This is a genomic window from Pseudoalteromonas sp. APM04, from assembly GCF_022809815.1.
GTDB lineage: Bacteria > Pseudomonadota > Gammaproteobacteria > Enterobacterales > Alteromonadaceae > Pseudoalteromonas > Pseudoalteromonas marina.
In genome coordinates, this window is the sequence record NZ_CP094441.1 from 1,952,593 (window position 1) to 1,976,074 (window position 23,482).

Genomic DNA, 23,482 nt, shown 5'->3' on the forward strand with positions numbered 1-23,482 from the left:
GTCGTTCAAATAGAGGTTTTAAGCGTATAAATGCACGCAATTTACTCTATTTGAACGCCCGGCTATTTTAAATATTAGAGATTATTAGATAACATACAACGACAATGAGAACACACGTGTACCAAACAAAAATTTTAATAAAGGTGTATTAAATTGTGAAAGAAGTACTTTTTAACACTCACGATCTCGCTTTAATTTTTACCATTTTTATATGCTTATCATTTAGTGTATTTTTAGTAACATTAAAAAAGGGTAATAAACTTAGTAACTATTTACTTGCTTGCTTTTTATTAACTCAAGCTGCAATTCCTACGGATAACCTTATTAACTTTGGTGAGGCATTTCGGGCGTTTGCGTTGAGTTTATCTCCAAATCTATTTTACACATTTGGATTAGCTTTTTGGTTGGAAGTCCCTTTGCTTCTGCTTTATATCAAATCGTTAGTTAACAAAAACTATCAGCTAAAAAAACGCGATTCGCTATTATTCATACCGTTCATTTTTTATGCCGCTTATTTCACTGTTGATTGGCTTATGATAGAAAATAGCATCAAATTAGATGTACTTAAAAATGACACAATTGAAACCACAGCATTTATTGACCGAGCTATTTATTTTTTTCGGGAGTGCTTTCGATTTTCAATTAGCGTTTTATGTTTTTTAGAGTTACAAAAATACCAAAAAAACATTAAAAATGAGTTTGCAGAGCTTGAGAGTGTCGACCTAACTTGGCTTAAATTCCTTGTGATTGGTTTTTTAGTAGTACACCTAAATTCAATATTTGTCTCTTTGGGTATTATTATGTCTTACGAGATAGGTATTCTAGTTGACCATGAATTACTTGGGCTTACAGCTAATTATGCAATTCTTTTATTAATCACAAGCTTAATCTACTTTAGTGCTGGTAATTCAAGAATATTTCAGGGTATTGACGATGAACTAACAGCTGAACAACATAAAGCTCCAGATTCGTTTGAACCCGAAAAAATACAAAAAATCGAAAGCTATTTGCTACAAAATAAGCCTTATTTAAACCATTTACTCACACTTGATAACCTAGCAAGTCAGTTAAGTATGGGAGCAAGAAACTTGTCATCTATAATTAATAGACACTTTGGTAAAAACTTTTTTGAGTTTATAAATTATTACAGAGTTGAAGAAAGTAAACGGCTGTTACTTTTAGAAGAAAATAAAACAGTGACCATGTTAGACATTATGGATAAAGCAGGATTTAACAGCAAAGCAACTTTCAATACATTTTTTAAAAAACTTGTGGGCGTAACACCCACTCAATTTAGAAAAGAATATTGGGAAAGCCAAAGCAAAAATTCGAGTTAAACCCCTAAAGCTAGCGCGTGTAGTTTTTTAAAATATACGCCTCATGATCAGGCATAACATCAGCAGAGCGGCTAATAACCGACTCTATATTTTTAAGCCTACGCTTTATTTCATCTCGGGATAGCCTATCAACCAATGGATGATAGCTTTTAGGTTTAATCCCTTGACCGTGCATAACTGCAAGCCAAGATGTTTCGTTAAATAGCTCGTTATCATGTCTAAAAATACGACCATTTTCACTAAACATCTCTATTTTTTGCTTCAACGAATCAGGCATTTCTATGTTTTTGCAATAACGCCAAAACTCACTGTCATCTCTATTTGTTAGTTTATAATGTAAAATAATAAAATCACGTATACGATGATATTCCGTCTCAGTTTGCTGATTAAATAAATCAATATCACACTGTGTAAAATCTTTACTAGGGAATAATGTCATTAATTTTGCTATCGCCGATTGAATCAAATGCAGACCGGTTGATTCTAACGGTTCTACAAAACCTGCTGATAAACCAATAGCGATACAGTTTTTATTCCAACTCTTTTTGCGCATACCCGTTACCCATTGCAGCTGGTTAATATCTGCTAAAGCTTCAGATTCAATTGTATTTAAAAGTAAAGCGTATGCTTTATCATCGCTCATAAATTCACTTGAATATACATACCCATTACCTACTCGGTTTTGCAGTGGTATTCGCCACGTCCAACCTGCACTTTGTGCTGTAGACTGAGTATAAGGGTTAAGTGCCTTTTTTGATAAACACGGCGTTGCAATCGCTTTATTACACGGTAATAAATGAGTCCAATCCTCGTATCCAGTTTTCAGAGCCTGCTCAATTAATAAGCCCTTGAAACCAGAGCAATCGATAAATAAATCACCATCTAATACCGTATTATCATTAAGAACTAACGATTCAATTTCCCCTGAAACTGGGTTTAGGTTTACCTCGTCAACTTTACCCTCAATACGACACACTCCTCTGCTTGTGGCATAATTTCTTAAAAATTTAGCATAAAGTGTTGCGTCAAAATGATAAGCATAATTAATACCTGCTAACGCGCTGTTTTGCTGAGTTGGCGGATGCATAAATTTATTTGCATACGCACCAACCGATGCAAGTGAGTAGCTAGATAAGTCGGAAAATTCAGGATCATTTTGCATTTTCAACCAAAAGTGATGAAAAGGCAGTGCCTCCATATTAGTGCCATAATTTCCAAATGGGTGAAAATAACGGTGTCCTTTTTCCTTCCAATCTATAAATTCTATACCTAATTTAAACGTCGCATTAGTAAAACGTATAAACTCAGTTTCATCTATATCAAGTATGGTATTAAATAATTGAATTTGTGGGATTGTAGCTTCGCCTACAGATACAGTACCTATTTCTGCAGACTCCACTAAAGTGATTTGACAATTATCGCAGCCAATTACCTTAGCTAATGCAGAGGCGGTCATCCAACCTGCTGAACCACCACCTACAATAACAATCGATCTTATATTATTTGCATCATTCATAATATTTACCTAAAAAAAATAAAGCACGCGAAATAAAAAAATAACGCGTGCTTTTATTAAGAGGGTTAAAAATTACCTTTCAAAATAATGCTAAACCTACGCTCATTGGCAAACCAAGAGCGAGACACTCGATTGTTATCATTGTCTATTTGCATTGAAGTTCTGGCAACCTCGTTAGTTAGGTTAGTGGCTTGCAGACCTAATTGAAACGATTCAGTGATATTATAAAAGACAGACCCATCAAGTTGGCCTCCTGCCTCATTATAAATGGGAAGCTGCGTTATAACGTCTTTACTTGTTAATAAATATTCAGAACGCCAATTGTATGCCAAACGCGCATTAACACCGTACTTTTCATACATAGCGACTAAATTGATATTATCCTTAGAAAGCCCTTCAAGAGGTAATCCTTCAAATGCCACATTATCGCCTTCTGTTGAGTCAGGTTTATCTGGCGATAGCCCTGCATTTGGCGATCCTTCTTCCTCGATATAGGTATAGTTAAATTGCATACCAATGCCACTAAAGGCACCAGGTAAAAAGTCGTAAAACTGCTGGTAAGCCAGTTCAAACCCTTGCACAGAACCTTCATCACCATTGGTAGCACCGTTTACTTGTACCACCTGTGTTGCGCCATTATTAGTAAATTCTCTATCCACTGAACCATTAATAAAGTAGTTACTCATGTCTTTATAGAAAAATGATGTTGTAAGTGACCCCACTCCCTCAGAAAAATACCATTCAAGCGCTAAATCGTAGTTATACGACTCCATTGGTTTTAAGAATGGATTGCCTGAATTTGCCGTATAACGAGAATAACGAGCATCAGTAATTTGTCGATCATCAGAGCTTTCATCATAAGTAATCACCAAATCTTCCGGTGTTATGCTTACAAAGTTTCTTAAGTTTCCTAAATCAGGTAATGCAATGGCTTCTGAAAAACCAAATCGCAAAATTAAATCGTCTTTTAAATTAAGTTTAACGTTTAAGCTTGGCAAAATATTCGTATATTCACTGCTTGCTGTTTGCTCAGTAAATCCAGCATTACCAAAGGCGGCTTGTTCAGATGGTAAAAAGTTATCGGGATCCGAAGGGTCATTAACGTCACCCACTGTATCTGGAAATGTTAAAAAACCATCAGTTTCATTTTTAATTTTTACATAACGAAGGCCCACATTACCGCTGTAAAACATGCTGCCTAATTCACCCTCAAAATTACCCTTGATGTAAAAAGCATTATTAACTTCAGAGGTTTCATTAATCTCGTTATTTAAAAAGTTACCTATTGTGTCACCGCGGCTTGATAAACGCTGCCAATTTGGCGACAAAGATGCAAACGCTGATTCAGCATTAGCGTAATCTTTAACTAAAGATTCGCTAGGAAACAAAAAGGCACCTTCAGATGCTACGTTTAGCACACCACCTCTTGCAAAATTATCAAATGTAATTTGCTCATAGCTATTGTTTAAGCTTGCACCAAGTTCATCACCTTCGGCATCAAACCATGCATTACCATTACCTGCCCATGCTTCTGATAACCACCCCCAATTATAAGTAGACTGGCGTGTTGTTTGGTCGCGTTTAGCATAACGAGCGCCTACTTTAACACTGGTAAAAAAACCGCTATCAAATGTATATTGTGTGTCAGCTGCAAAAGCGACTTCGTCACCTTCATTATCAGAGATATGATCCATAGCACTGCGCCAAAAATAATTATTTGGGTCAGTAAAAAAACCAGCGTCGTCATTATTAGCCGGATCTAGCAATGTGATATCTGGTAAATTATTACCATTTTGTTCTATGCCTACTACAGCTCTTGTTGCTCCCATGATTGAAAAGTCAAAAATTTCAGAAGTGGATTCAACATATTGGGCATCAAAATTAAACGACCATGTATCGTTTGGTCGATATTTGAGATTAAAGCCATAATCGTCAACTAAATTATCTTGATCTCTAAAGCGGGTAACCATGGCATGCTGAGCACCAAACTCGCCAGATGGTTGACGCTCTGCATCATTTCCGCGCCAACCTGCGTTAGATGTGATAAAACCTGACTCAAACAAACCTTGTTCTGTTACTTCAAATTCGGTTCCTTCAAGAGCAACTAAATCGTTGATTACAGCATCATCTGCCATTTCAATCGCATGCTCAGTCCATGCTAATGACGAATCAGAACGTATAAATTGAGCTGTTGCTAGTAACGTTCTGCTTTCGTTTTCAAACTGGAGCGCACCGGCAAAACCTTCCCTTTTTCTATCATCTTCTTTTCTGGTTAAACGTGTTGTTCGCGGAACAAACACTGCCTGCCCATTAACCAGTTCATTTTGTGGCTCGTAACGGCCTATTTGTGCACCGTCTGATTGAGCTTTTAACTCTGAGTTCGAGTAATTGACAAGTACGCCGAGCCTGCCAGAGTCTAAATCAAATATATCGCTGTATAAGCCAGAAAATGACGGCGTTGTTTCGTCTGCAAATTCGCTGTAACTGGCATCTAGTGTAAAAGCAACTACACGCCCTTCTGCATCAAAAGGTTTTCGCGTCACTAGATTCACAGTGCCTGCAATGCCGCCCTCTATCATATCTGCCGACTGATTTTTAAACAGCTCAACAGAACCCATTAATTCAGGTGGAACATCCTGGAAACTTAACCCTCGCCCTGAATCGGCAGTAAACGTATCACGACCGTTAAACTCGCTTCGTGTGTGCGTTAATCCCCTAACAACAACACCGCTTCCCTCAACGCCGTAGTGATCAGGATCGTTTGCAGCAGCAAATCGTTCAATAGAAACACCCGGTAAACGGGTTATTGCCTCAAGGACGCTTCTATCCGGTAGAGACCCAATATCTTTTGCAGATATAGCATCAAGAACGGTTTCAGCTTCACGTTTCATATTCTGTGCATTGATTAAATTTGAACGTGTTCCTTGAACTATTACTACTTCAATATCTTCGTCTTGTTGTTTTTTTTTGTCATCTTCTTGAGCTGCATATAGGTTGCCGGATAAAGACGTTGCAATAATCGCAGATGCAATTACGGACAGCTTAAATGTACTGTTCGGTTTTTTTATCATTCTAATTTCCCTCATTGAAGTTCAAAAAGTACTGATCGTATTTTTTAAATTTCAACCCTTTTAGTGTGTGTGGTTATCATGCAAAGCTAGAATCAGATAAATAGCGGCTAAAATCGCCTAACTAACCACAAATACATCTATTTGAACGCCAAAATTAGTTTTTATTTGAACATGACGCTGAGTTTAAATACTGTCATCTTGATATATTAACCATGAAAATCAATAGCTTATAAAAGAAAGCTTAAAATAAACAATATATTAACAAAATTAACTGTTTTTATCTTTAAGAGATGTATAAATTTACGTTAATACGTGTATCTATACGTTCAAATTCATATTTAACTTACACTTAGACGACGTTAATAATTTCCTTTGTTAATTTATTTTTATCACACACAAATAAAGAGTTGATAACAATGGTTAATAAAAATATAAAAAGTCTTTTTGTACTTACTGCATTTGCTGTATTAGTAGGTTGCGATAACGATGAACAATCGATGCAGCCCCCTCCACTGTATTTAAACGAATCAGCCTCTATTGATGAGCGCGTAAACGATTTAGTAACAAGGCTTACATTAGAGGAGAAAGTTGCTCAACTATTTGATAAATCCCCAGCAATTGAGCGCTTAAACATACCAGAATACAATTGGTGGAACGAGGCGCTGCATGGTGTTGCAAGAGCGGGGAAAGCAACAGTTTTCCCGCAAGCAATTGGTCTTGCTGCTACATTTGATGAAGACTTGATGTTAAGAGTTGGTACCGCAATTTCTGATGAAGGCAGAGCGAAACATCATGCTTTTTTAGCCGAAAATAACCGTTCTATGTACACAGGCCTTACCTATTGGTCGCCAAATATTAATATATTTAGAGATCCACGATGGGGACGCGGGCAAGAAACTTACGGTGAAGACCCATACTTAACAACGCGTATTGCAGTTAATTTTATAAATGGTTTGCAAGGCGACAATGCTGAATATTTAAAATCAGTTGCAACACTTAAGCACTATGCAGTACATAGCGGCCCAGAAGTTTCAAGGCATAGCGACGACTATACAGCATCCGAGAAAGACTTAGCTGAAACCTACCTCCCTGCATTCAAAGATGTCATTGCACAAACAAAAGTTGCATCTGTAATGTGTGCTTACAATAGCGTAAATGGCACACCGGCTTGTGGAAACAAGGAGCTTATTCAAAATAAACTAAGGGATGAATTTAATTTTGATGGCTATATTGTATCGGACTGTGGTGCTATTGCAGATTTTTACGATGTAAAGTCACATAACATCGTAAATACTGAGGCTAAAGCAGCTGCAATGGCCCTTAAAACCGGTACTGACTTAAATTGCGGCGATCATCATGGCAATACATACAGTTACTTATCGCAAGCAGTAGAAGAAGGTTTAGTAGAAGAAAAAGATGTTGATAAAGCCTTAAAACGATTGATGTATGCCCGTTTTAAACTTGGCATGTTTGACAATCCCGAAAATGTGCCTTATTCAGACACTTCTATAGATATTGTAGGCTCTAATAAGCATTTAGCTTTAACACAAGAAGCAGCTCAAAAATCATTAGTACTTTTAAAAAATGAGCAAGTATTACCATTAAAGGGAAATGAAAAAGTAGCCCTTATAGGTCCAAATGCTGATAACGAAGCTATCTTATTAGGCAACTACAATGGTATGCCAATAGTTCCAATAACACCAAAACTAGCATTTGAACAACGTTTGGGTAAAAATAACCTTACATATACTGCAGGCTCAAGTATTACCGGTGAAGTTTATACACATTACCAACCTATTAAAGCAAAGCATTTTTTTCATCTAGATCATAATAATCAAATGCAACCGGGATTAATTGCACAATACTATCCTTCAAGTAATTTTGACCGCCAACCTGTAAAGCGTGAAATAGAAAAAAATCTAGATTTTAGCTGGGAGCGCTCCCCTATTGATAACTCTATAGAACAAGAATTTGCTGTAAAATGGACCGGAATCATTAAACCCCAAGAAACTGCTGAGTATCATTTTAAATCAAACAACGTTGATTTCACACTTAATGGGCAGAGCGTTAATGGCGCTATAACACTTGAAAAAAATCAAAGTTACCAGCTAAACGCTGAATCTAAATTTAACCACTTTTGGCATAGTAATGTTATTAATCCAACGGCTAGTCTTACTTGGTTGAAAAACCCTCAAAGCCTTACACAACAGGCACTAAATAATGCCAATGAAGCGGATGTAATTGTATTTGTAGGTGGCATTAGTGCCAATCTTGAAGGTGAAGAAATGCCACTACAAATAGACGGGTTTTCTCATGGAGATCGCACCAATATTAATTTACCTAAAAGCCAACTTAATTTGCTTAAAAAGCTAAAGCAAACAGGAAAACCTATTGTACTTGTAAATATGAGCGGTAGTGCAATGGCATTAAATTGGGAAAACGAAAATATTGACGCAATTATCCAAGGGTTCTACCCAGGTGAAGCAGCCGGAAGTGCACTAGTAAGCCTACTTTACGGCGACTATAGCCCATCAGGTAAATTGCCTATTACATTTTACAAGTCTGTATCTGATCTACCTGATTTCAAGAATTATTCAATGAAAAACCGTACCTATAAGTACTATGAAGGTGAGGTACTTTACCCGTTTGGTTTTGGCTTAAGTTATGCTGACTTGAAATATAAAAACACACGTCATTCAATAAGCGCAGACTCAGGAGATTTAAACCTAACAACAACAATTACTAACCAAAGTAGTTTTTCAGCTGACGATGTTGTTCAAGTTTATGTCTCTATGCCTGATGCGCCGATAAAAACACCAAATAAGCAATTAGTGGGCTTTAAACACATTACCCTAAAAAACGAATCGAAAAACGATATTAAATTTACTATTCCTAAAAATAAACTCTCATATATTAATGAGCAAGGCATTGCCGTTGCCTACAAAGGACGTTTAATTATAACAGTAGGCTCTGGACAGGGTATTAAAATACCAAAAGATAAATTTACAGTGACTAACATTGTTTTATAAAAATAATAAAAATTTAGGAAATATAAAATGGAAAATACAGCAACAGATCCCACACTCAGTGGTGCATCTATTAAATTAGCAAATAATGAAAATGAGAATTTGCTACGTATATTTTTTATTGCGTGCGTAGCTGCGATTGGTGGTTTTTTATTTGGCTTTGATAGCGGTGTAATTAATGGCACAGTTGATGGGCTTATAGGTGCTTTTAACTCAGACAATGTAGTAACAGGATTTAATGTAGCAAGTATGCTTTTAGGCTGTGCTATTGGTGCATTAATAGCAGGTAAGAGTGCTGACCATTTTGGTCGTAAAAAGGTATTACTTGCGACCGCTGTTCTTTTTATTATCAGTGCATGGGGTTCAGGCATTGCAGGGGCGTCGGGAGAGTTTATAATTTATCGCTTAATTGGTGGGTTAGCAGTAGGTGCAGCCTCTATAATAACACCTGCTTATATAAGCGAAATTGCCCCAGCACGTTTACGTGGCACGCTTACTTCTATTCAGCAAATTGCTATTATTTTAGGATTATTTTTCTCTTTTTTAAGTAACTATTCATTAGTACAAATATCTGGTAACTCCACCGACGTACTTTGGTTTGGCTTTGATACGTGGCGATGGATGTTTTGGATAGAGCTAGTTCCTGCAACTATGTTCTTAGTCACTTTACTTTTTATTCCAGAAAGCCCGCGGTTTTTAGCAATGAAAAACAAACAACAAGCAGGCTTAAAAACTTTATCACAGTTATTTGGTGCTAAAAACGCCAAGTCAATGTGGGAAGAAATTAGGCAGTCATTAGGTAACAGCGAAAAAACAAAAATAACTAACTTATTTCAGGCAGGTACTTTTAGCCTAAAACCTGTATTTTATATTTCAATTGGGCTTGCCATACTACAGCAACTAGTCGGTATTAATGTGGTGTTTTATTACGGAGCAGTACTCTGGCAAGCAGTTGGCTTTTCAGAATCAGATGCGCTTTTTATCAATATTATTAGTGGCGTAATCAGCTTGGTAGCCTGTTTCATTACCTTATCGCTTATAGATAAAATAGGCAGAAAGCCATTTTTACTAATTGGATCAATAGGCATGACCTTCTCACTTGTCGGTTTAGTTGTTGCATTTTCTAACGGCACTATAGACCCTCAAGGACAATTACAACTTGGCGACTGGGGCTTTACCGCACTTGTACAGGCCAACTTATATGTATTCTTTTTTAATCTTTCATGGGGTCCAGTAATGTGGGTAATGCTCGGCGAGATATTTCCAAATAACATAAGGGGATTAGGCTTAGGGGTTGCAGGACTTGCTCAATGGCTCGCTAACTTTTTAGTCACCATGACCTTTCCGATACTGCTAGCTGGCGGAGGGCTTGCACTTGCGTATTCGCTATATGCTTTTTTTGCTTTTATATCAGTACTTTTTGTTATTTATTTAGTAACTGAAACCAAAGGAACGAAATTAGAAAACGTATAATTTACCGTCATGAATTATTTAACTTAGGACTACAACCCTTTGCGTCTATTCTGTTAATTGATTAGACGCATTGCCTTCTTTTTGATTGAGCCTCATAAAGAAGTATAGATACGAACTTTAAGCAAATTTTCTAAATCGTCTACATAACACTAAATAATCGCTTGTTTAGTTGTTTTTATTGGCTGAGCTTGATTCTCTTTCTATTAATTCAAAATCTAAAATATGCCTTAAGTCTACGCTTTTTACATTGCTTAAATCGTTATACTGACCCGATGCAAGTAAAGTAATGGCAAGCTCAGCCATTTCATTAATGGGCTGTTTTACCGTAGAAATATTTGGCCACACTATGGTTGCAAGTTGAGTGTCATCAAAACCAACAACCGACAGTTCGCTTGGAATGTTAATGCCTTGTTTTTGAGCTATTGAGATCACGGCCGCTGCCATATCATCGTTTGCAGCAAAAATAGCTGTAGGTTTATCATCAAGCGAAAGTAAATTCATTGCTGCTTCCATACCCGATTGATAAGTAAAGCTGCCCTGCTCTATATACTCAGGAGGCGTTATTATTTTATTAGAGCGCAGTGCATCTAAATAACCTTGGTAACGCAAACGGCTTACACCTTGTTTAGTGTCGCCAATAATATGTGCAATTTTGCTATGCCCTTGATTTATTAAATGCTCTGTAACATCAAACGCTGCTTGGTAATCGTCCATGCAAATATAAGGTGATCGATTTAATTTTGTATCTGGCGTTATTCTTACAAATGGTACTTGTGCTTTAGTAAGCACATCTAAAACCTGTTCGTTGTCGCACATAGGAGGCAGTAAAATCATGCCATCAACCTGTGTAACATCAATAAGTTGCTTTACCGATTCAATTGTTTTGTCAATATCGCTATGCGCTTCGTCAACAACAAGGTGGTAGCCCAATGCGCGGCATTTTTTAAGCGCAGCCAATAAAAACTGGCTTATGTAAGAGTCACTTGGGTTATCGTACAACAGTCCTAAAAAGAATGACTTAGTGCTAGCAAGGCGCCTAGCTGACACATTAGGTCTGTAGTTCAATTGCTCAACAACCGCCATTACTTTTTCGCGGGTTTTGTCGCTTACTTTTTTGTCTTGGTTGAGCACGCGCGAAACCGTCATCATTGATACGCCCGCCTTTTCAGCTACATCTTGTATTCTTGCTCTTTTAAGGTCGGCCATTTCTTATTACCTACTCACAATCAATCGGTTATTATAATTAACTTTAATTTTTTATTATACATAATGGCGAAGTCTAATATTGTTTGCATTGTGTTTTAAATAATTACTATTAATACAGAATCAAAATAAAAACAGATGTTAGCGCCAACAAAGTCAGTAAAAATACAACAAATACCTTTTCATTAACACACTTAAAAATAAACCCGAACAGCATATTACATTTAATTTTGAATAAATTAATGGCCTTTTGCTCTAGCCCATTGAAAATATAATGAATTTAGATCGTCTTTAGCCAATAATTTAAATTTATTCCCTTAATTTATTTTTTGAATTCTGAAATTCATCACTACTAACTATGTAACAAATTTAAATGTTGATTATAAAGCATACTTTAAAAACTAGCTTGACTTAACAATATAAAATCAACTATGTTAGCGCTAACACTAAAACAACATTTAAGTACATCAATTATGTTCCTTGGTATCGATTTAGGCACTTCAGGTGTAAAAGTAATTATTTTAGACGAGCAAGATCAATTGCTTGCTCAAGCAAGTCGATCTTTGAGCGTTTCACGCCCTGCACCACTTTTTTCTGAGCAAAACCCTACAGATTGGTGGCTTGCAACATGTAGTGCAATTGAGGAGCTTAAAAATACTCACCCTGCATTATTAAAATTGGTAAAGGCTGTGGGTCTATCTGGGCAAATGCATGGCGCTACGCTGCTTGATAAAAACAATAATATTATTCGCCCCGCCATTTTATGGAACGACGGGCGCAGTGCCGCGCAATGTGTAGAGCTTGAAAAACGCGAACCTAATTCTCGTAATATTACCGGCAACATAGCTATGCCTGGTTTCACTGCGCCTAAATTGGTGTGGTTAAAAGAGCTTGAACCAGAAAACTTTGCAAAAGTTGCCAAAGTATTATTACCAAAAGACTACCTACGCTTTTTAATGACCGGTGATTTTGCATCAGATATGTCTGACTCAGCAGGCACACTGTGGCTAGACGTTGAAAAAAGAGCCTGGTCTCAAAAAATGCTTAGTGCTTGCGACTTAACAGCGCAACACATGCCTACCCTATATGAAGGCACACAAATTACAGGCAAATTAACAGCCCAAGTTGCTACTAAATGGGGAATGGAGCAAGTACCCGTTGTTGCAGGGGGTGGCGATAATGCCGCAGGCGCTGCCGGTGTTGGCGTAGTAAAACCTAAACAAGCGTTTTTATCGTTAGGAACGTCTGGCGTTTACTTTGTTGCCAACGAAAAATACCTACCCAACCCTGAAGGTGCTGTACATACTTTTTGTCATTGTATTGAAAACACCTGGCACCAAATGTCAGTGGTATTAAGCGCAGCAAGCTGTTTAACCTGGGCTACTCAATTAACTGGTTTTGAAAACGAAGGTGCCTTGCTTGAGCAAGTAAGCAAATGCGATTTTAGCAAACCAAGCTCAGTAATATTTTTGCCTTATATAACTGGCGAACGTACACCGCACAATAATCCAGATGCCAAAGGCGTTTTTTTTGGTTTAGACAGTGATACCGATGCAGCAGCCCTTGGCCGTGCAGTACTGGAGGGCGTTGCTTTTGCCTTTGCCGATGGACAACAAGTACTGCTTGATGCTGGTGCGCAAATTGACGATGTAACCGTCATTGGTGGTGGTGCTAAAAGCCCACTGTGGGGAAAAATCATCGCAAGTGTACTTAATCGCCCCCTAATTTACCGAGAAGGCTCAGAAGTTGGTCCCGCATTTGGCGCTGCAAGACTTGCCCGAATAGCAGTAACACAACTCCCAGCACAACAAGTGTGTGTTAACGGCAAAGTAACGCAAATCATTAAGCCAGATCCAATCATGCAAGACTTTTACGCACAGCAATACACGACATACAAAGCACTTTACCACAGCCTAAAAACATACTTTTAATACACGATTATAAGATTAATGGAGCACATCATGAGTGAGCAATTTTTTAAAAACGTAGAAAAAATTAAATTTGAGGGTGAAAACTCTAAAAACCCATTTGCATTTCGTTACTACGACGAAAATAAAGTCGTTCTTGGTAAAACAATGAAAGAGCACCTTCGTTTTGCAGCGTGTTATTGGCATAATTTTTGTTCTACAGGGTTTGATATTTTTGGTGAAGGTACGTTTGACCGTCCTTGGATCCAACCTGTCGGCAACCAATTAGAACTTGCGGAACAAAAAGTAAAAGTAGCCTTTGAATTTTTCGAAAAGCTAGGCGTTCCCTACTTTTGTTTTCATGATGTTGATATTGCCCCTGAGGGTAAAACACTTCAAGAAAGTCACGATAACGTAACGCACATAGCAAACATTATCGAAAAAGAAATGCAGCGTACAGGTGTAAAATTACTGTGGGGTACTGCTAACTTATTCTCAAACAAACGTTTTTGTGCAGGTGGTGCAACAAACCCTAATCCTAATACGTATGCATATGCAGCAGCGCAAGTTAAACATGCAATGGAAATTACACATCGTTTAGGCGGTGAAAACTACGTACTTTGGGGCGGCCGTGAAGGTTACGATACACTACTAAATACAGACCTTGCACAAGAAAGCGAACAGTACGCACGCTTTTTAAAAATGGTGGTAGAGCATAAGAAAAAAATTGGCTTTAAAGGCACATTATTAATTGAGCCAAAACCACAAGAGCCAACTAAACATCAGTACGATTACGATACAGCAACAGTGGCAGGCTTTTTACATAAGCATGGCTTACAAAACGAAATTAAAGTAAACATTGAAGCGAACCACGCAACACTTGCAGGTCATAGCTTTCATCACGAAATTGCCGTTGCTTGCGCAGAAGGCATTATGGGTAGTATTGATGCTAACCGTGGCGATATGCAAAACGGATGGGATACAGACCAATTCCCTAACGATGTAGCCGAATGCACACTTGTCGTTTATGAAATTTTAAAAAATGGCGGTTTTACAACAGGTGGCTTTAACTTTGATACTAAGCTTCGTCGTCAATCATGTGAGCGTGATGACTTATTCATCGGTCACATTGGCGGTATGGATACAATGGCTAAAGCATTACTCAATGCAGCAGCAATGATTGAAGGTGGCGAGCTGTCTGATTTTGTTGAAAAACGTTACGCTGGCTGGAAAGAAGAGCTAGGTCAAAGCATTCTAAATGGTGAGCAATCACTTGAGAGCCTTTCAGCCTTAGTACATGGACAAAATATAAACCCAGAGCAGGTATCAGGACGCCAAGAACTGCTTGAGAATATTGTTAACCGTTACCTATAATGACATAGCCTCGGTTTTAAAACCGAGGCAAACTTTATTAAGAACCAATCACACAGATCAGAAATGTTCACAATAGTTATTGAGACGGGCGTTTTTCAGCCGCCAAAAACCCTAACCTGTTGATAAAAATTAAATTTTGGTTGTTCATATAATCTAAAAAATTACGTTATTATAAATGCACAATTGCAAAATCACCAAAATACACACAGTAACGTTGAGGTTTTTTGCTATAGATTACTTTAGATTTGAAAAAGGAGCTTTGGTTATAAAATACTGAAAATAGCCCATGAACAGATATGTACGTTATCAGGCGGCAGCAAAGCATTGAGTGAGAGCATAAATCATCGTTTAATGTTTATAAGCTAATAAATAAAAACCGCATACATATTTAACTTCACCAAACTAAAGCAATAATCAAACTGCTGTAAGGATAAACAGCCAAAGAAGCTCATCAAACTTTCAAACGTGAGATAATTACTTCTTATTTAAGCCTTTCCCAGTTGCAGCCCAGTATATGCCACCAAAAATATGTTCGGTCAAAAACTCACTGTTATAAACCGCGCTTGTATGCCCAAGAGCCGTATAAAATGAGCGGCCACCGTCATAGTTTTGGTACCACGAAATTGGATGAAATGCCCCCATACCTTTACCTATTTTATTATTGCCCCAGTCAACATGTGGATTATAACTTTGCTCATCTACCGTTAGTAAATAGTTTAATTTACTCAGTTCTGGACCAAATTCGTACCATTCGTCAGTCCATAACATTTGCTGTGGCATATGATTTAAACCAATAAAGCTAGTATTGGCCACTTTACTTAAAACTGCAGTTTGAATAACTGGGTGAATACTAAAAGAGCGCCCTACTAACCTTTGATACCACGGCCAATCGTACTCAGTATCAGACGCACTATGAACTCCAACAAACCCCTTTCCAGATTTTATAAATTGCTCAAATGCTTTTTGCTCTTGAGTGTTTAAAATATCGCCCGTGGTTAGTAAAAAGATCACGACATCAACATTAGCTAAATATTTGTCATTAAAATAATGACTTTCTTCGTGCCAAACTAAATTAAAATGATGTTTGTTAGCTAAACCTTCAATTGCTTTAACGGCGTTAGTTTTAGACTTATGATGCCACCCTTCGTTTTTTGTGAATAAAAGGACATTAAATTGTTTCTTAGGCAACGTTTCAAATCCTACCCCATAGCTTTTGGTTGCAGTTAAGATGAGTATAACTGGTATAACAAGGGCTGAAATAAAAACTCTGAAAAAGGCAAAAAACATAATGTTGTGGTCAACTAATTCCGGACAGTGAATTAAGTTTTTCTTCTGCTACAGCTGGGGCAACCATTTGATTATAGCTATGTGGTCTGTGCCAGTTATAGTAATTCATCAAATAATAGCTAATATCTTTTTCAGCATCTTGATAATTACTATAACCTAATGATGGAACCCATTCCGTTTTTAAACTTCTAAATAGGCGCTCCATCGGGGCATTATCCCAGCAATTTCCTCGGCGACTCATGCTTTGTTTTATACGGTAACGCCACAGCCTTTGTTGAAACCTTTTGGCGCTGTACTGACAGCCTTGGTCTGAATGAAACATTAGCCCAGATGGCCTGCCCCGTTGCTCGTATGCTCTATCTAATGCTTTAATAACTAAGTTAGTATCAGGCTTATCAGACATTGCCCAGCCAACCACGCGACGAGCAAATAAGTCGATAATAACAGCCAGATAAGACCATTTATTACCCGTCCAAATATAGCTTATATCTCCACACCAAATGTGGTTTGGACCATCAACGTCAAACTCACGATTGAGTATGTTTGGAATGTCTGCTCGCTCCACCGTCGCTAATTTATATGAATGAGGCCCTGGTTGTTTACAGACTAATTCCAGGTCACGCATGATACGGCGTACCTTAAAGACACCAACAGGTAAGTCTGCGTCCTTTAGCATCGCCACCAACGTGCGGCTACCGGCAGCTCCACGACTGAGCGAAAATAACTCATTAATCGTCGACCTAAGTTGCACCTCTTCAAGCTTAATTGATGTCTCACGCTGCTTAAAATCATAAAAGCTCGAACGCGGAACATCAAACACGCTACAGACCATTTCTACAGACTCATGCTCACTTAAATGGCCAATCAACGAATATTGTTCATCTCGTCTGACATTAAGAGAGCGGTAGCCTTTTTTAAAATTGTTTTTTCTCTTTCAAGTCGATTAACTTTAGCTTCAAGCTCCTGAATTTTTTGTTGCTCAGGGGTAAGCGCTTTAGAGTTTGGTGTTGTGCCACCACGCTCATCTTGTAATTGCTTAACCCAGCGACGAAGGGCTGTTTCACCGACTTCTAGTGAGCGAGCAGCTTCTGGGAATGAATATCCTTCATCAAGGACTAATTTTGCTGAATCAAGTTTAAACTCTTGAGAAAAAGAGCGACGTTGTTTTGTCATAGAACACCTCTGTTTGAGTGGTAATAATACCACCTAAATTGGTGTCCGGTTTCATTGAATCACAACATAATATTCCTTATAAATTTATTAGCAAACAGCAAGTTAATAATTAAATAGTGGGTTGGGCTAAAGCTAAAAATACAAATCATCTTAAACTATAAAATTTAACTTATCCTAAGTTCTATTTTTTATAGTGTCTTCACACCAATTACGTTATTTCAACGTGGAAATACCCCTTTTAAAGCAGCTTCGAGTTCTTGAAATTTAATTGGTTTAGTAAGCACCTTATTCATTCCCACCTTAAAACAGGATGCTTTATTATCTTTTTCTGCATTAGCGGTTAATGCGTAAATTGGTACATCGCTGACTAATTCATCTCTTACGTATTCTGCTGCTGTTAAACCATCCATTTCAGGCATCATGATATCCATTAATACTAAATCAAACTTTTTACGCGAAAATAAGTCAATCGCTTCACGCCCATGATTAGCAAGCGTAACTTTATGATTTAGCTTTTCTAAATACGCCTTAATAAGGACTTGATTTGTTTTGTTATCCTCAGCGACTAAAATAGCCAGTGCCGATTGTGTATAAATTACATTATCAACAATATCGCTAACGTGGGCCTCTTCAAATGGAATAGAAATAGTAAACGTACTACCTAAGCCAAGCTGGGTATCTACTGTTATGTCTCCTCCCATTATGCCCAATAAATTTTTTGAAATACTTAACCCTAAACCAACCCCTTCACTTTTGCGGTTTATGCTGTCATTCACTTGGCTAAATGGCTTAAAAATTAAATCTAAATGCTTTTTAGCTATACCAATACCCGAGTCTTTCACTTCAAAAACGAGCTGCTCATTTTGTAAAACTACATTTAAATTTATTTGACCATGTGTTGTGTACTTAAACGCGTTACTCATTATGTTAAATAATACTTGTCCTAATCGGTACTGATCTCCAACAACGTATTGTGGGATGCTCTCATCGATGTGCGTTGTAAAAAGAATATCATCTGACTTTTCAATAATATTAAACTGCCCTACTATATTTTCAGTTAGTAGCTTTATATCAAATGGTTTTTTTAGACATGAAACCGTGCCTGATTCGATTTTTGAAAAATCGAGCACATCAGTTATTAGACCGTATAAGATCTCAGTGCTAGAGTTAGCATAATTAACAAGTTGCTGTTGCTCGGGGCTAAGCTCTGTATCAAGTAGTAACTCAATCATACCCATAACGGCATGAATAGGTGTTCTAATTTCATGAGACATCACACTCAAAAATTTAGATTTTGTTTGGCTTGCTTCTTCTGCCTTTAAGGTTTGTGCCTGAAGTTCAAACTCGCGCTGTTTAGAAATAGTAATATTTTTTGCAAGCCCCATGTAACCTAAAAAGTGTCCTAACTTATTATAAAGAGGTTTACCGCTTAATATGACCCAAAAATTTTTATCGGCTTCAATCTCAAATTCAAAATTATGAAAATCGTTACGGTCATCAATTAGCTGGTTAAATTGCTGCCATTTTTCTGTATTTTGCTTTTCATTATCTGTAATGATGTGTTCAATTTTATGACCAATAAAAAGCTGATCGTAAACATTCCCTATAGTTTCAATATTATTAATACTTTCAAATACCATTAGCGGGTTTAATCGCCAAAACCACTCTGACCCATACTCTTTAAATAGGCTAGAGAGTGTCGTAAATTTATGTATAAGCGATAAAGCTTTGTTCGTTTGTTTAGCTAACTTAATTTGACTTATTAACGTAAAAAACGCCTGCTGCAATAATATTTTGATTGTGTCTGAATTAACAAGTTGTTCGCACTGCTGTGCATCTACATTTGTAAAAATAAATATGCCTTTATCAAATTGTGTGTTCACACTAAACAATAAAGAATTTTTTAGTTTTAATGTTTGAATTGAATATAAAATCGAAAATTCGAGCTCTTCAATTTGTTGAGGGTATTGGCATATAACATAACCATGCTCAGCTGTTTGTGTAAACAAAGAACACTCAGACCACATTTTATTACTAAACTGGTCATTAGTGGTCGCTATTGTCTCGTAATACCTATATTTGTACCTATTGATGATTATACAGTCAGTATACTTAAGCCTTGACTCAAATACCGACCTCAACAGATTCAACAAATCAGCGCCGTACTCACAATTAGCTAAATCTATTAAATGTTTTTGTAATTCAGATACACACAGATGTTCTGTTTTATTCACACTCATTTTCCTCATCAATATGCATCGCGTTTTGCAAAAGGGAAATTTTAAACGGGCCTTGCTCAATTAAATATAGATTAAAAAACAATATAAATCATCATGTTAATTGTTATAAAACTTTTGGAATAATAAATGCAGCTTACATGTGAAATAAATAAAAATATAAAGGCTCAAAAATGAAAATAGTGTGTATTGGTGGCGGACACGGATTAGCTCAGGTTTTAAGCGCAATTAAGCCAATGAGTAGTAATATAACCGCTATTGTCGCAACCACTGACAATGGTGGTAGCACAGGTAAAATTAGAGCTTCACAAGAAACCATTGCGCTTGGAGATATACGCCGTTGCTGTTTGCAGCTTGCAGGTAAAAAATCTACGTTCAACGCAATTTACGAACATAGATTTACACAAGGGCAACTTGCTGATCATTGTTTAGGTAATTTAACACTACTTGGTTTAATGGAGCTGACCGGATCTGCAACCAAAGCCATTGCGCATTTTAATATTATGCTTGGCAATACAGAAACCGTTTTACCCATGACAGAAGTACCCACTGACCTTGTTGCTGAATTGAATAACAATGAAAAAGTAATGGGCGAATGTGAAATTGATTCACTGACTTCTTTACCTAAAAGTGTATCACTATCAAAAAATGTTCCTGCAGGTCCGGGCTGTGTAAACGCCATTTTAGAAGCCGACTTAATTATTATTGGCCCAGGCAGCATTATCACAAGTATTTTACCCGCATTTTTAGTTAATGATATAGCGGCAGCTATTCAAAAAACATCGGCGTGTCGTATTTTTATTGAAAACTCAAAAGAAGAAAAAAGCGTAATGAAAAACACCCAAACCGCTGGTGTGGATTGGCTTGCAGAGCAACTAGGATTTAAGTTGTACGACTTGAGCATTCCGCCTTCTGCAATTGAAGAAATATTACAGGGCAGCAAAAACATCATTAAGAACAGGGCTCATTTGCATGACATAGATGAGCTAAACAATGTGTTTTCTGGATTACTAAAAATGCCCATTCAATTGAGTAATCATTTTTAAATATTTTGGATAATGGATTCTAGCTGTTTAAACGTCTCTGCGCTTTGCTCATCAGCTATTTTTAACAAACTGTTGAGCTCCTCAGCGCTATGCTCAATTTTTACAATGGACTCGATTGAATTACACGTGTCTCCAAGACCCGAAGCGCCAAAACTGTACGCGCTGCTTTTAAGACTATGCGCACTGATTTCAATTTCACTGAGGTTTTGTGTATTGATCAAAATATCAATTGTTTTTTTAGATTCGTTTATAAACGTTTTTAGCAGCTCTACTGCTAACTCGTTGCCTACATCACTTTTGAGCTGTTCAATTGTTGAGTAATTAATCATATATATCTTTTGGGGTCAGTTATGGATTACAACGTTGTTTTATTTGTCGACTCTTCGATGCTCGGTGGTATAGAAACACACCTCGTTGAACTTTCAAAGCTTCTTACTCAAAACCGCATTAGCAATAACATTATGTTTTATGAGGATCATAAAAATCAAGCATTTTATGCTCTGCTTAATAAAGAAAATATAAGGTATGAATTTTTAAAAGGAAACTTAAGCAGCTTACTTAAAAAGTTAAAAACGTTTGACTCAAAAACGGTTGTTCACACCCACGGCTACAAAGCAGGAATATTTGGCCGCTTAGCATGTAAAGTAACAAAGCATCGCTGTATTAGTACCTATCATGCTGGCGAAGCGGGTACCGGTAAGTTAAAAATTTACAATAAGCTAGATAAATTACTTTCTCCATTATCGACCAATTTTGCCGTATCAGAGCAAATAAAAGCATCATTAAAAAACGCCACTTTGCTCGAAAATTTCATCGCAATAAACTCTTCTAACAGTCACTTTAATCGGTGTGATAATAAAACCTTAAATATTGGTTTTGTGGGGCGACTATCTTTTGAAAAAGGACCGGATATATTTTGTAGATTAGCTGAAAAAATGCAGCAAGATTTAGACATTAAGTTTCATATTTTTGGAGATGGCCCATTAAAAGGTGAGGTACCGAACTTACACAATCTTCAGTATCATGGCCTTGTTGAACGTAATGATATATGGAGCAAAATTGATGTGTTGCTCATTTGCTCTAGGGAAGAAGGACTTCCCATGGCATTGCTTGAGGCTATTTCTGAGCAAAAGTTTATAATTAGCAGTGCTGTTGGTGCCATTCCTAGCATTATCAAACACGATGAAACAGGTTTTTTAATGTTGGAGGCAAATGCACAGCACTGCCAATATCAGGTCGAAAAGCTGCTTTTACTTCCTGAAGAACAGACTAAAAAAATTATCAATAACGCGTATAACATCCTTGATGAGCGATTTTCGGGAAAACAACAATTTTTGCTCTTACAAAAAGCTTACACAGGTACATAAAGTTACTCGAGCTCTTCCCAGCTTTTAATTTTTCTGTACAGCGTCGAAGGGCTGACATCGAGCAGTGATGCGGCTTTAGGCACATTCGAAACACATATTTTTATAACGTTCTCAATATATTCTTTTTCTGCAAGCCATAGGGGTTTAACTTCGCTTTGTGATGTTGCCATATCAAAGGCCGGTGTTTCAGTACTTACTGGCTGCTCAGTAATAATTGGCGTGTGTTGCGCCTGCGTTTTTGTACTGACCGGTAATGCGGGGATCATATCGGTATCAATATATTGTTCAGGATGAAGTACCAATACATTACGGATCACATTTTCGAGCTGCCTTACATTGCCTGGCCAACTGTACTGCATAAGCAACTGTTTTACGCCTTCTGAAATACTTTTATAAGGATGATTTTCTTCTAACGCTAATTTTACAAATAAGGCTTCGGCAATTTCAATAATATCTGTTCCGCGCTCTTAGAGGTGGCAGTTCGATAGGAATAACATGGAGTCGGTAATATAAATCTTCTCTAAAACGGCCGTTTTCAACTTCAATAAGCGGGTCTTTATTAGTTGCACAAACAAATCTAACATCAACTTTTACTTCTTTTTCACTACCCACTTGCTGGTAGCTCCCTGTTTGAATAAATCGCAGAAGTTTACTTTGCAAATTTATGTCCATCTCACACAATTCATCTAAAAACAGCGTCCCGCCGTTAGCCTGCCCTGCAGCACCGACTCTATTAGCAATGGCGCCAGTAAACGCCCCTTTTAAATGCCCAAAAATTTCACTTTCAATTAAATCCTTTGGTATTGCTGCACAATTTAAGGCTACAAAAGGCTTATTCGCTCTATTAGACGCTTGATGAACAGCTCGTGCGCACAACTCTTTACCCGTGCCACTTTCACCTGTTATGAAAACAGTGGCCTTACTGGCAGACGCCGAACTTATAATTTGATAAACAGACTGCATTTGCTTTGAGCTGCCAATCAAATCAAAGTACTTTCCGTTTTCGTATTTATTTTTGTATTGTGTAACGGTTTGCTTTAAGTTTTTAATTTTAAGCGCGTTGTTAACAGTTATTCTAAAGCGGTCTGCTTCTATTGGCTTTTCTAAAAAGTCGCTCGCGCCTAGTTTTATTGCCTGAATAGCCATTTCTTTTGTTGCATGACCAGTTAATACAACCACTTGAGGCGAGTTATCGGGTTCTAATGTCGCTAAAATATCAAGTCCATTCATATCTGGCAGCATAACATCAAGTACAATTAAATCGGGGGGAACCTTATTAATTATATCCATGGCCGTTTGGCCATCACTTGCCACAAGTGTATTAACACCCGTTGGTAATAAGTAGGATTGGTACATCATTGCTAAAGACTGCGTATCTTCAACGATTAGAACTGTAGGTGGCATAAAGTCGTCTCAGTTGGCAAGTTGCCATAAATTCAAACAGATAGAATATATGCCTTTAATA

14 protein-coding genes and 1 pseudogene are annotated in these 23,482 nt (G+C 37.3%); 7 read left to right on the forward strand and 8 right to left on the reverse strand.

Annotated elements, in window-relative coordinates:
- Window positions 1-155: 155 nt before the first annotated feature.
- Window positions 156-1,337, forward strand: coding sequence for a helix-turn-helix domain-containing protein (locus MTP24_RS09135; RefSeq protein ID WP_243530752.1), 1,182 nt, complete (start codon window positions 156-158; stop codon window positions 1,335-1,337).
- Between the two features lie 10 nt (window positions 1,338-1,347).
- Here MTP24_RS09135 and MTP24_RS09140 read toward each other — a convergent pair whose 3' ends face one another.
- Together MTP24_RS09140 and MTP24_RS09145 are read right to left on the reverse strand one after the other, a co-directional pair.
- A complete protein-coding gene (locus tag MTP24_RS09140) occupies window positions 1,348-2,853 on the reverse strand; it encodes a tryptophan halogenase family protein (protein ID WP_243530754.1) in 1,506 nt (501 codons plus the stop codon).
- 65 nt (window positions 2,854-2,918) lie between these two features.
- Window positions 2,919-5,924 carry a TonB-dependent receptor gene (locus tag MTP24_RS09145; protein WP_243530758.1) on the reverse strand — a complete coding sequence of 1,002 codons (3,006 nt, stop codon included), beginning with the start codon at window positions 5,922-5,924 and terminating at the stop codon, window positions 2,919-2,921.
- A gap of 416 nt (window positions 5,925-6,340) precedes the next feature.
- Here MTP24_RS09145 and MTP24_RS09150 point away from each other — a divergent pair, with 416 nt between their 5' ends.
- Together MTP24_RS09150 and MTP24_RS09155 are read left to right on the forward strand one after the other, a co-directional pair.
- The gene (locus MTP24_RS09150) at window positions 6,341-8,953 is read left to right on the forward strand and encodes a glycoside hydrolase family 3 C-terminal domain-containing protein (protein WP_243530762.1); all 2,613 of its coding nucleotides are present in this window, start codon (window positions 6,341-6,343) and stop codon (window positions 8,951-8,953) included.
- A gap of 27 nt (window positions 8,954-8,980) precedes the next feature.
- A complete protein-coding gene (locus tag MTP24_RS09155; RefSeq protein WP_243530765.1) occupies window positions 8,981-10,423 on the forward strand; it encodes a sugar porter family MFS transporter in 1,443 nt (480 codons plus the stop codon).
- Between the two features lie 165 nt (window positions 10,424-10,588).
- Here MTP24_RS09155 and MTP24_RS09160 read toward each other — a convergent pair whose 3' ends face one another.
- A complete protein-coding gene (locus tag MTP24_RS09160; RefSeq protein ID WP_243530769.1) occupies window positions 10,589-11,629 on the reverse strand; it encodes a LacI family DNA-binding transcriptional regulator in 1,041 nt (346 codons plus the stop codon).
- A 470-nt stretch (window positions 11,630-12,099) separates the two neighbouring features.
- Here MTP24_RS09160 and xylB point away from each other — a divergent pair, with 470 nt between their 5' ends.
- The gene (xylB, locus tag MTP24_RS09165; protein WP_243533700.1) at window positions 12,100-13,557 is read left to right on the forward strand and encodes a xylulokinase; all 1,458 of its coding nucleotides are present in this window, start codon (window positions 12,100-12,102) and stop codon (window positions 13,555-13,557) included.
- 30 nt (window positions 13,558-13,587) lie between these two features.
- Window positions 13,588-14,907: a xylose isomerase gene (gene xylA / locus MTP24_RS09170; protein WP_243530772.1), complete on the forward strand. Its 1,320-nt coding sequence runs from the start codon at window positions 13,588-13,590 to the stop codon at window positions 14,905-14,907.
- Between the two features lie 474 nt (window positions 14,908-15,381).
- Here the strand turns inward: xylA and MTP24_RS09175 are convergent, their stop codons facing one another.
- The 3 genes from MTP24_RS09175 to MTP24_RS09185 all read right to left on the reverse strand — a co-directional run bounded on the left by MTP24_RS09175 (window position 15,382) and on the right by MTP24_RS09185 (window position 19,394).
- Window positions 15,382-16,194: a ThuA domain-containing protein gene (locus tag MTP24_RS09175; RefSeq protein ID WP_243530774.1), complete on the reverse strand. Its 813-nt coding sequence runs from the start codon at window positions 16,192-16,194 to the stop codon at window positions 15,382-15,384.
- Window positions 16,195-16,204: 10 nt separating this feature from the next.
- Window positions 16,205-17,367 (reverse strand): IS3 family transposase gene (locus tag MTP24_RS09180; protein WP_243530777.1). Its coding sequence is split into 2 segments (ribosomal slippage): window positions 16,205-17,112 and window positions 17,112-17,367, totalling 1,164 coding nucleotides; the frame shifts between segments, so codons are not numbered across the junction.
- A 218-nt stretch (window positions 17,368-17,585) separates the two neighbouring features.
- Window positions 17,586-19,394, reverse strand: a complete 1,809-nt coding sequence (locus tag MTP24_RS09185) for a response regulator (protein WP_243530779.1) — start codon at window positions 19,392-19,394, stop codon at window positions 17,586-17,588.
- Window positions 19,395-19,777: 383 nt separating this feature from the next.
- Between MTP24_RS09185 and yvcK the strand changes: the two genes are divergently transcribed.
- Entirely contained in the window at window positions 19,778-20,650 is an 873-nt protein-coding gene (gene yvcK / locus MTP24_RS09190) for a uridine diphosphate-N-acetylglucosamine-binding protein YvcK (RefSeq protein WP_010556353.1), read from the forward strand.
- On the opposite strand, the gene MTP24_RS09195 is transcribed toward yvcK, so the two are convergent.
- Complete coding sequence (locus MTP24_RS09195; protein WP_010556352.1) at window positions 20,647-20,979, reverse strand: Hpt domain-containing protein; 333 nt, start codon at window positions 20,977-20,979, stop codon at window positions 20,647-20,649. The two genes, yvcK and MTP24_RS09195, sit on opposite strands and share 4 nt — an antisense overlap.
- A 57-nt stretch (window positions 20,980-21,036) precedes the next feature.
- Between MTP24_RS09195 and MTP24_RS09200 the strand changes: the two genes are divergently transcribed.
- Window positions 21,037-22,017 (forward strand): glycosyltransferase family 4 protein, encoded by a 981-nt coding sequence (locus tag MTP24_RS09200; protein WP_243533702.1) that lies wholly within the window; start codon window positions 21,037-21,039, stop codon window positions 22,015-22,017.
- A 2-nt stretch (window positions 22,018-22,019) separates the two neighbouring features.
- Here the strand turns inward: MTP24_RS09200 and MTP24_RS09205 are convergent.
- A pseudogene (locus tag MTP24_RS09205) lies at window positions 22,020-23,421 on the reverse strand (sigma-54 dependent transcriptional regulator).
- Between the last annotated feature and the right edge of the window lie 61 nt (window positions 23,422-23,482).

Coding starts and splice junctions, on each gene's coding strand:
- MTP24_RS09145 (WP_243530758.1), bottom strand. CDS start 5,924: ATGATAAAAAAACCGAACAGTACATTTAAGCTGTCCGTAATTGCATCT.
- MTP24_RS09175 (WP_243530774.1), bottom strand. CDS start 16,194: ATGTTTTTTGCCTTTTTCAGAGTTTTTATTTCAGCCCTTGTTATACCA.
- MTP24_RS09185 (WP_243530779.1), bottom strand. CDS start 19,394: ATGTGGTCTGAGTGTTCTTTGTTTACACAAACAGCTGAGCATGGTTAT.
- MTP24_RS09195 (WP_010556352.1), bottom strand. CDS start 20,979: ATGATTAATTACTCAACAATTGAACAGCTCAAAAGTGATGTAGGCAAC.
- xylB (WP_243533700.1), top strand. CDS start 12,100: ATGTTCCTTGGTATCGATTTAGGCACTTCAGGTGTAAAAGTAATTATT.
- MTP24_RS09200 (WP_243533702.1), top strand. CDS start 21,037: ATGCTCGGTGGTATAGAAACACACCTCGTTGAACTTTCAAAGCTTCTT.
- MTP24_RS09155 (WP_243530765.1), top strand. CDS start 8,981: ATGGAAAATACAGCAACAGATCCCACACTCAGTGGTGCATCTATTAAA.
- MTP24_RS09150 (WP_243530762.1), top strand. CDS start 6,341: ATGGTTAATAAAAATATAAAAAGTCTTTTTGTACTTACTGCATTTGCT.
- yvcK (WP_010556353.1), top strand. CDS start 19,778: ATGAAAATAGTGTGTATTGGTGGCGGACACGGATTAGCTCAGGTTTTA.
- xylA (WP_243530772.1), top strand. CDS start 13,588: ATGAGTGAGCAATTTTTTAAAAACGTAGAAAAAATTAAATTTGAGGGT.
- MTP24_RS09140 (WP_243530754.1), bottom strand. CDS start 2,853: ATGAATGATGCAAATAATATAAGATCGATTGTTATTGTAGGTGGTGGT.
- MTP24_RS09160 (WP_243530769.1), bottom strand. CDS start 11,629: ATGGCCGACCTTAAAAGAGCAAGAATACAAGATGTAGCTGAAAAGGCG.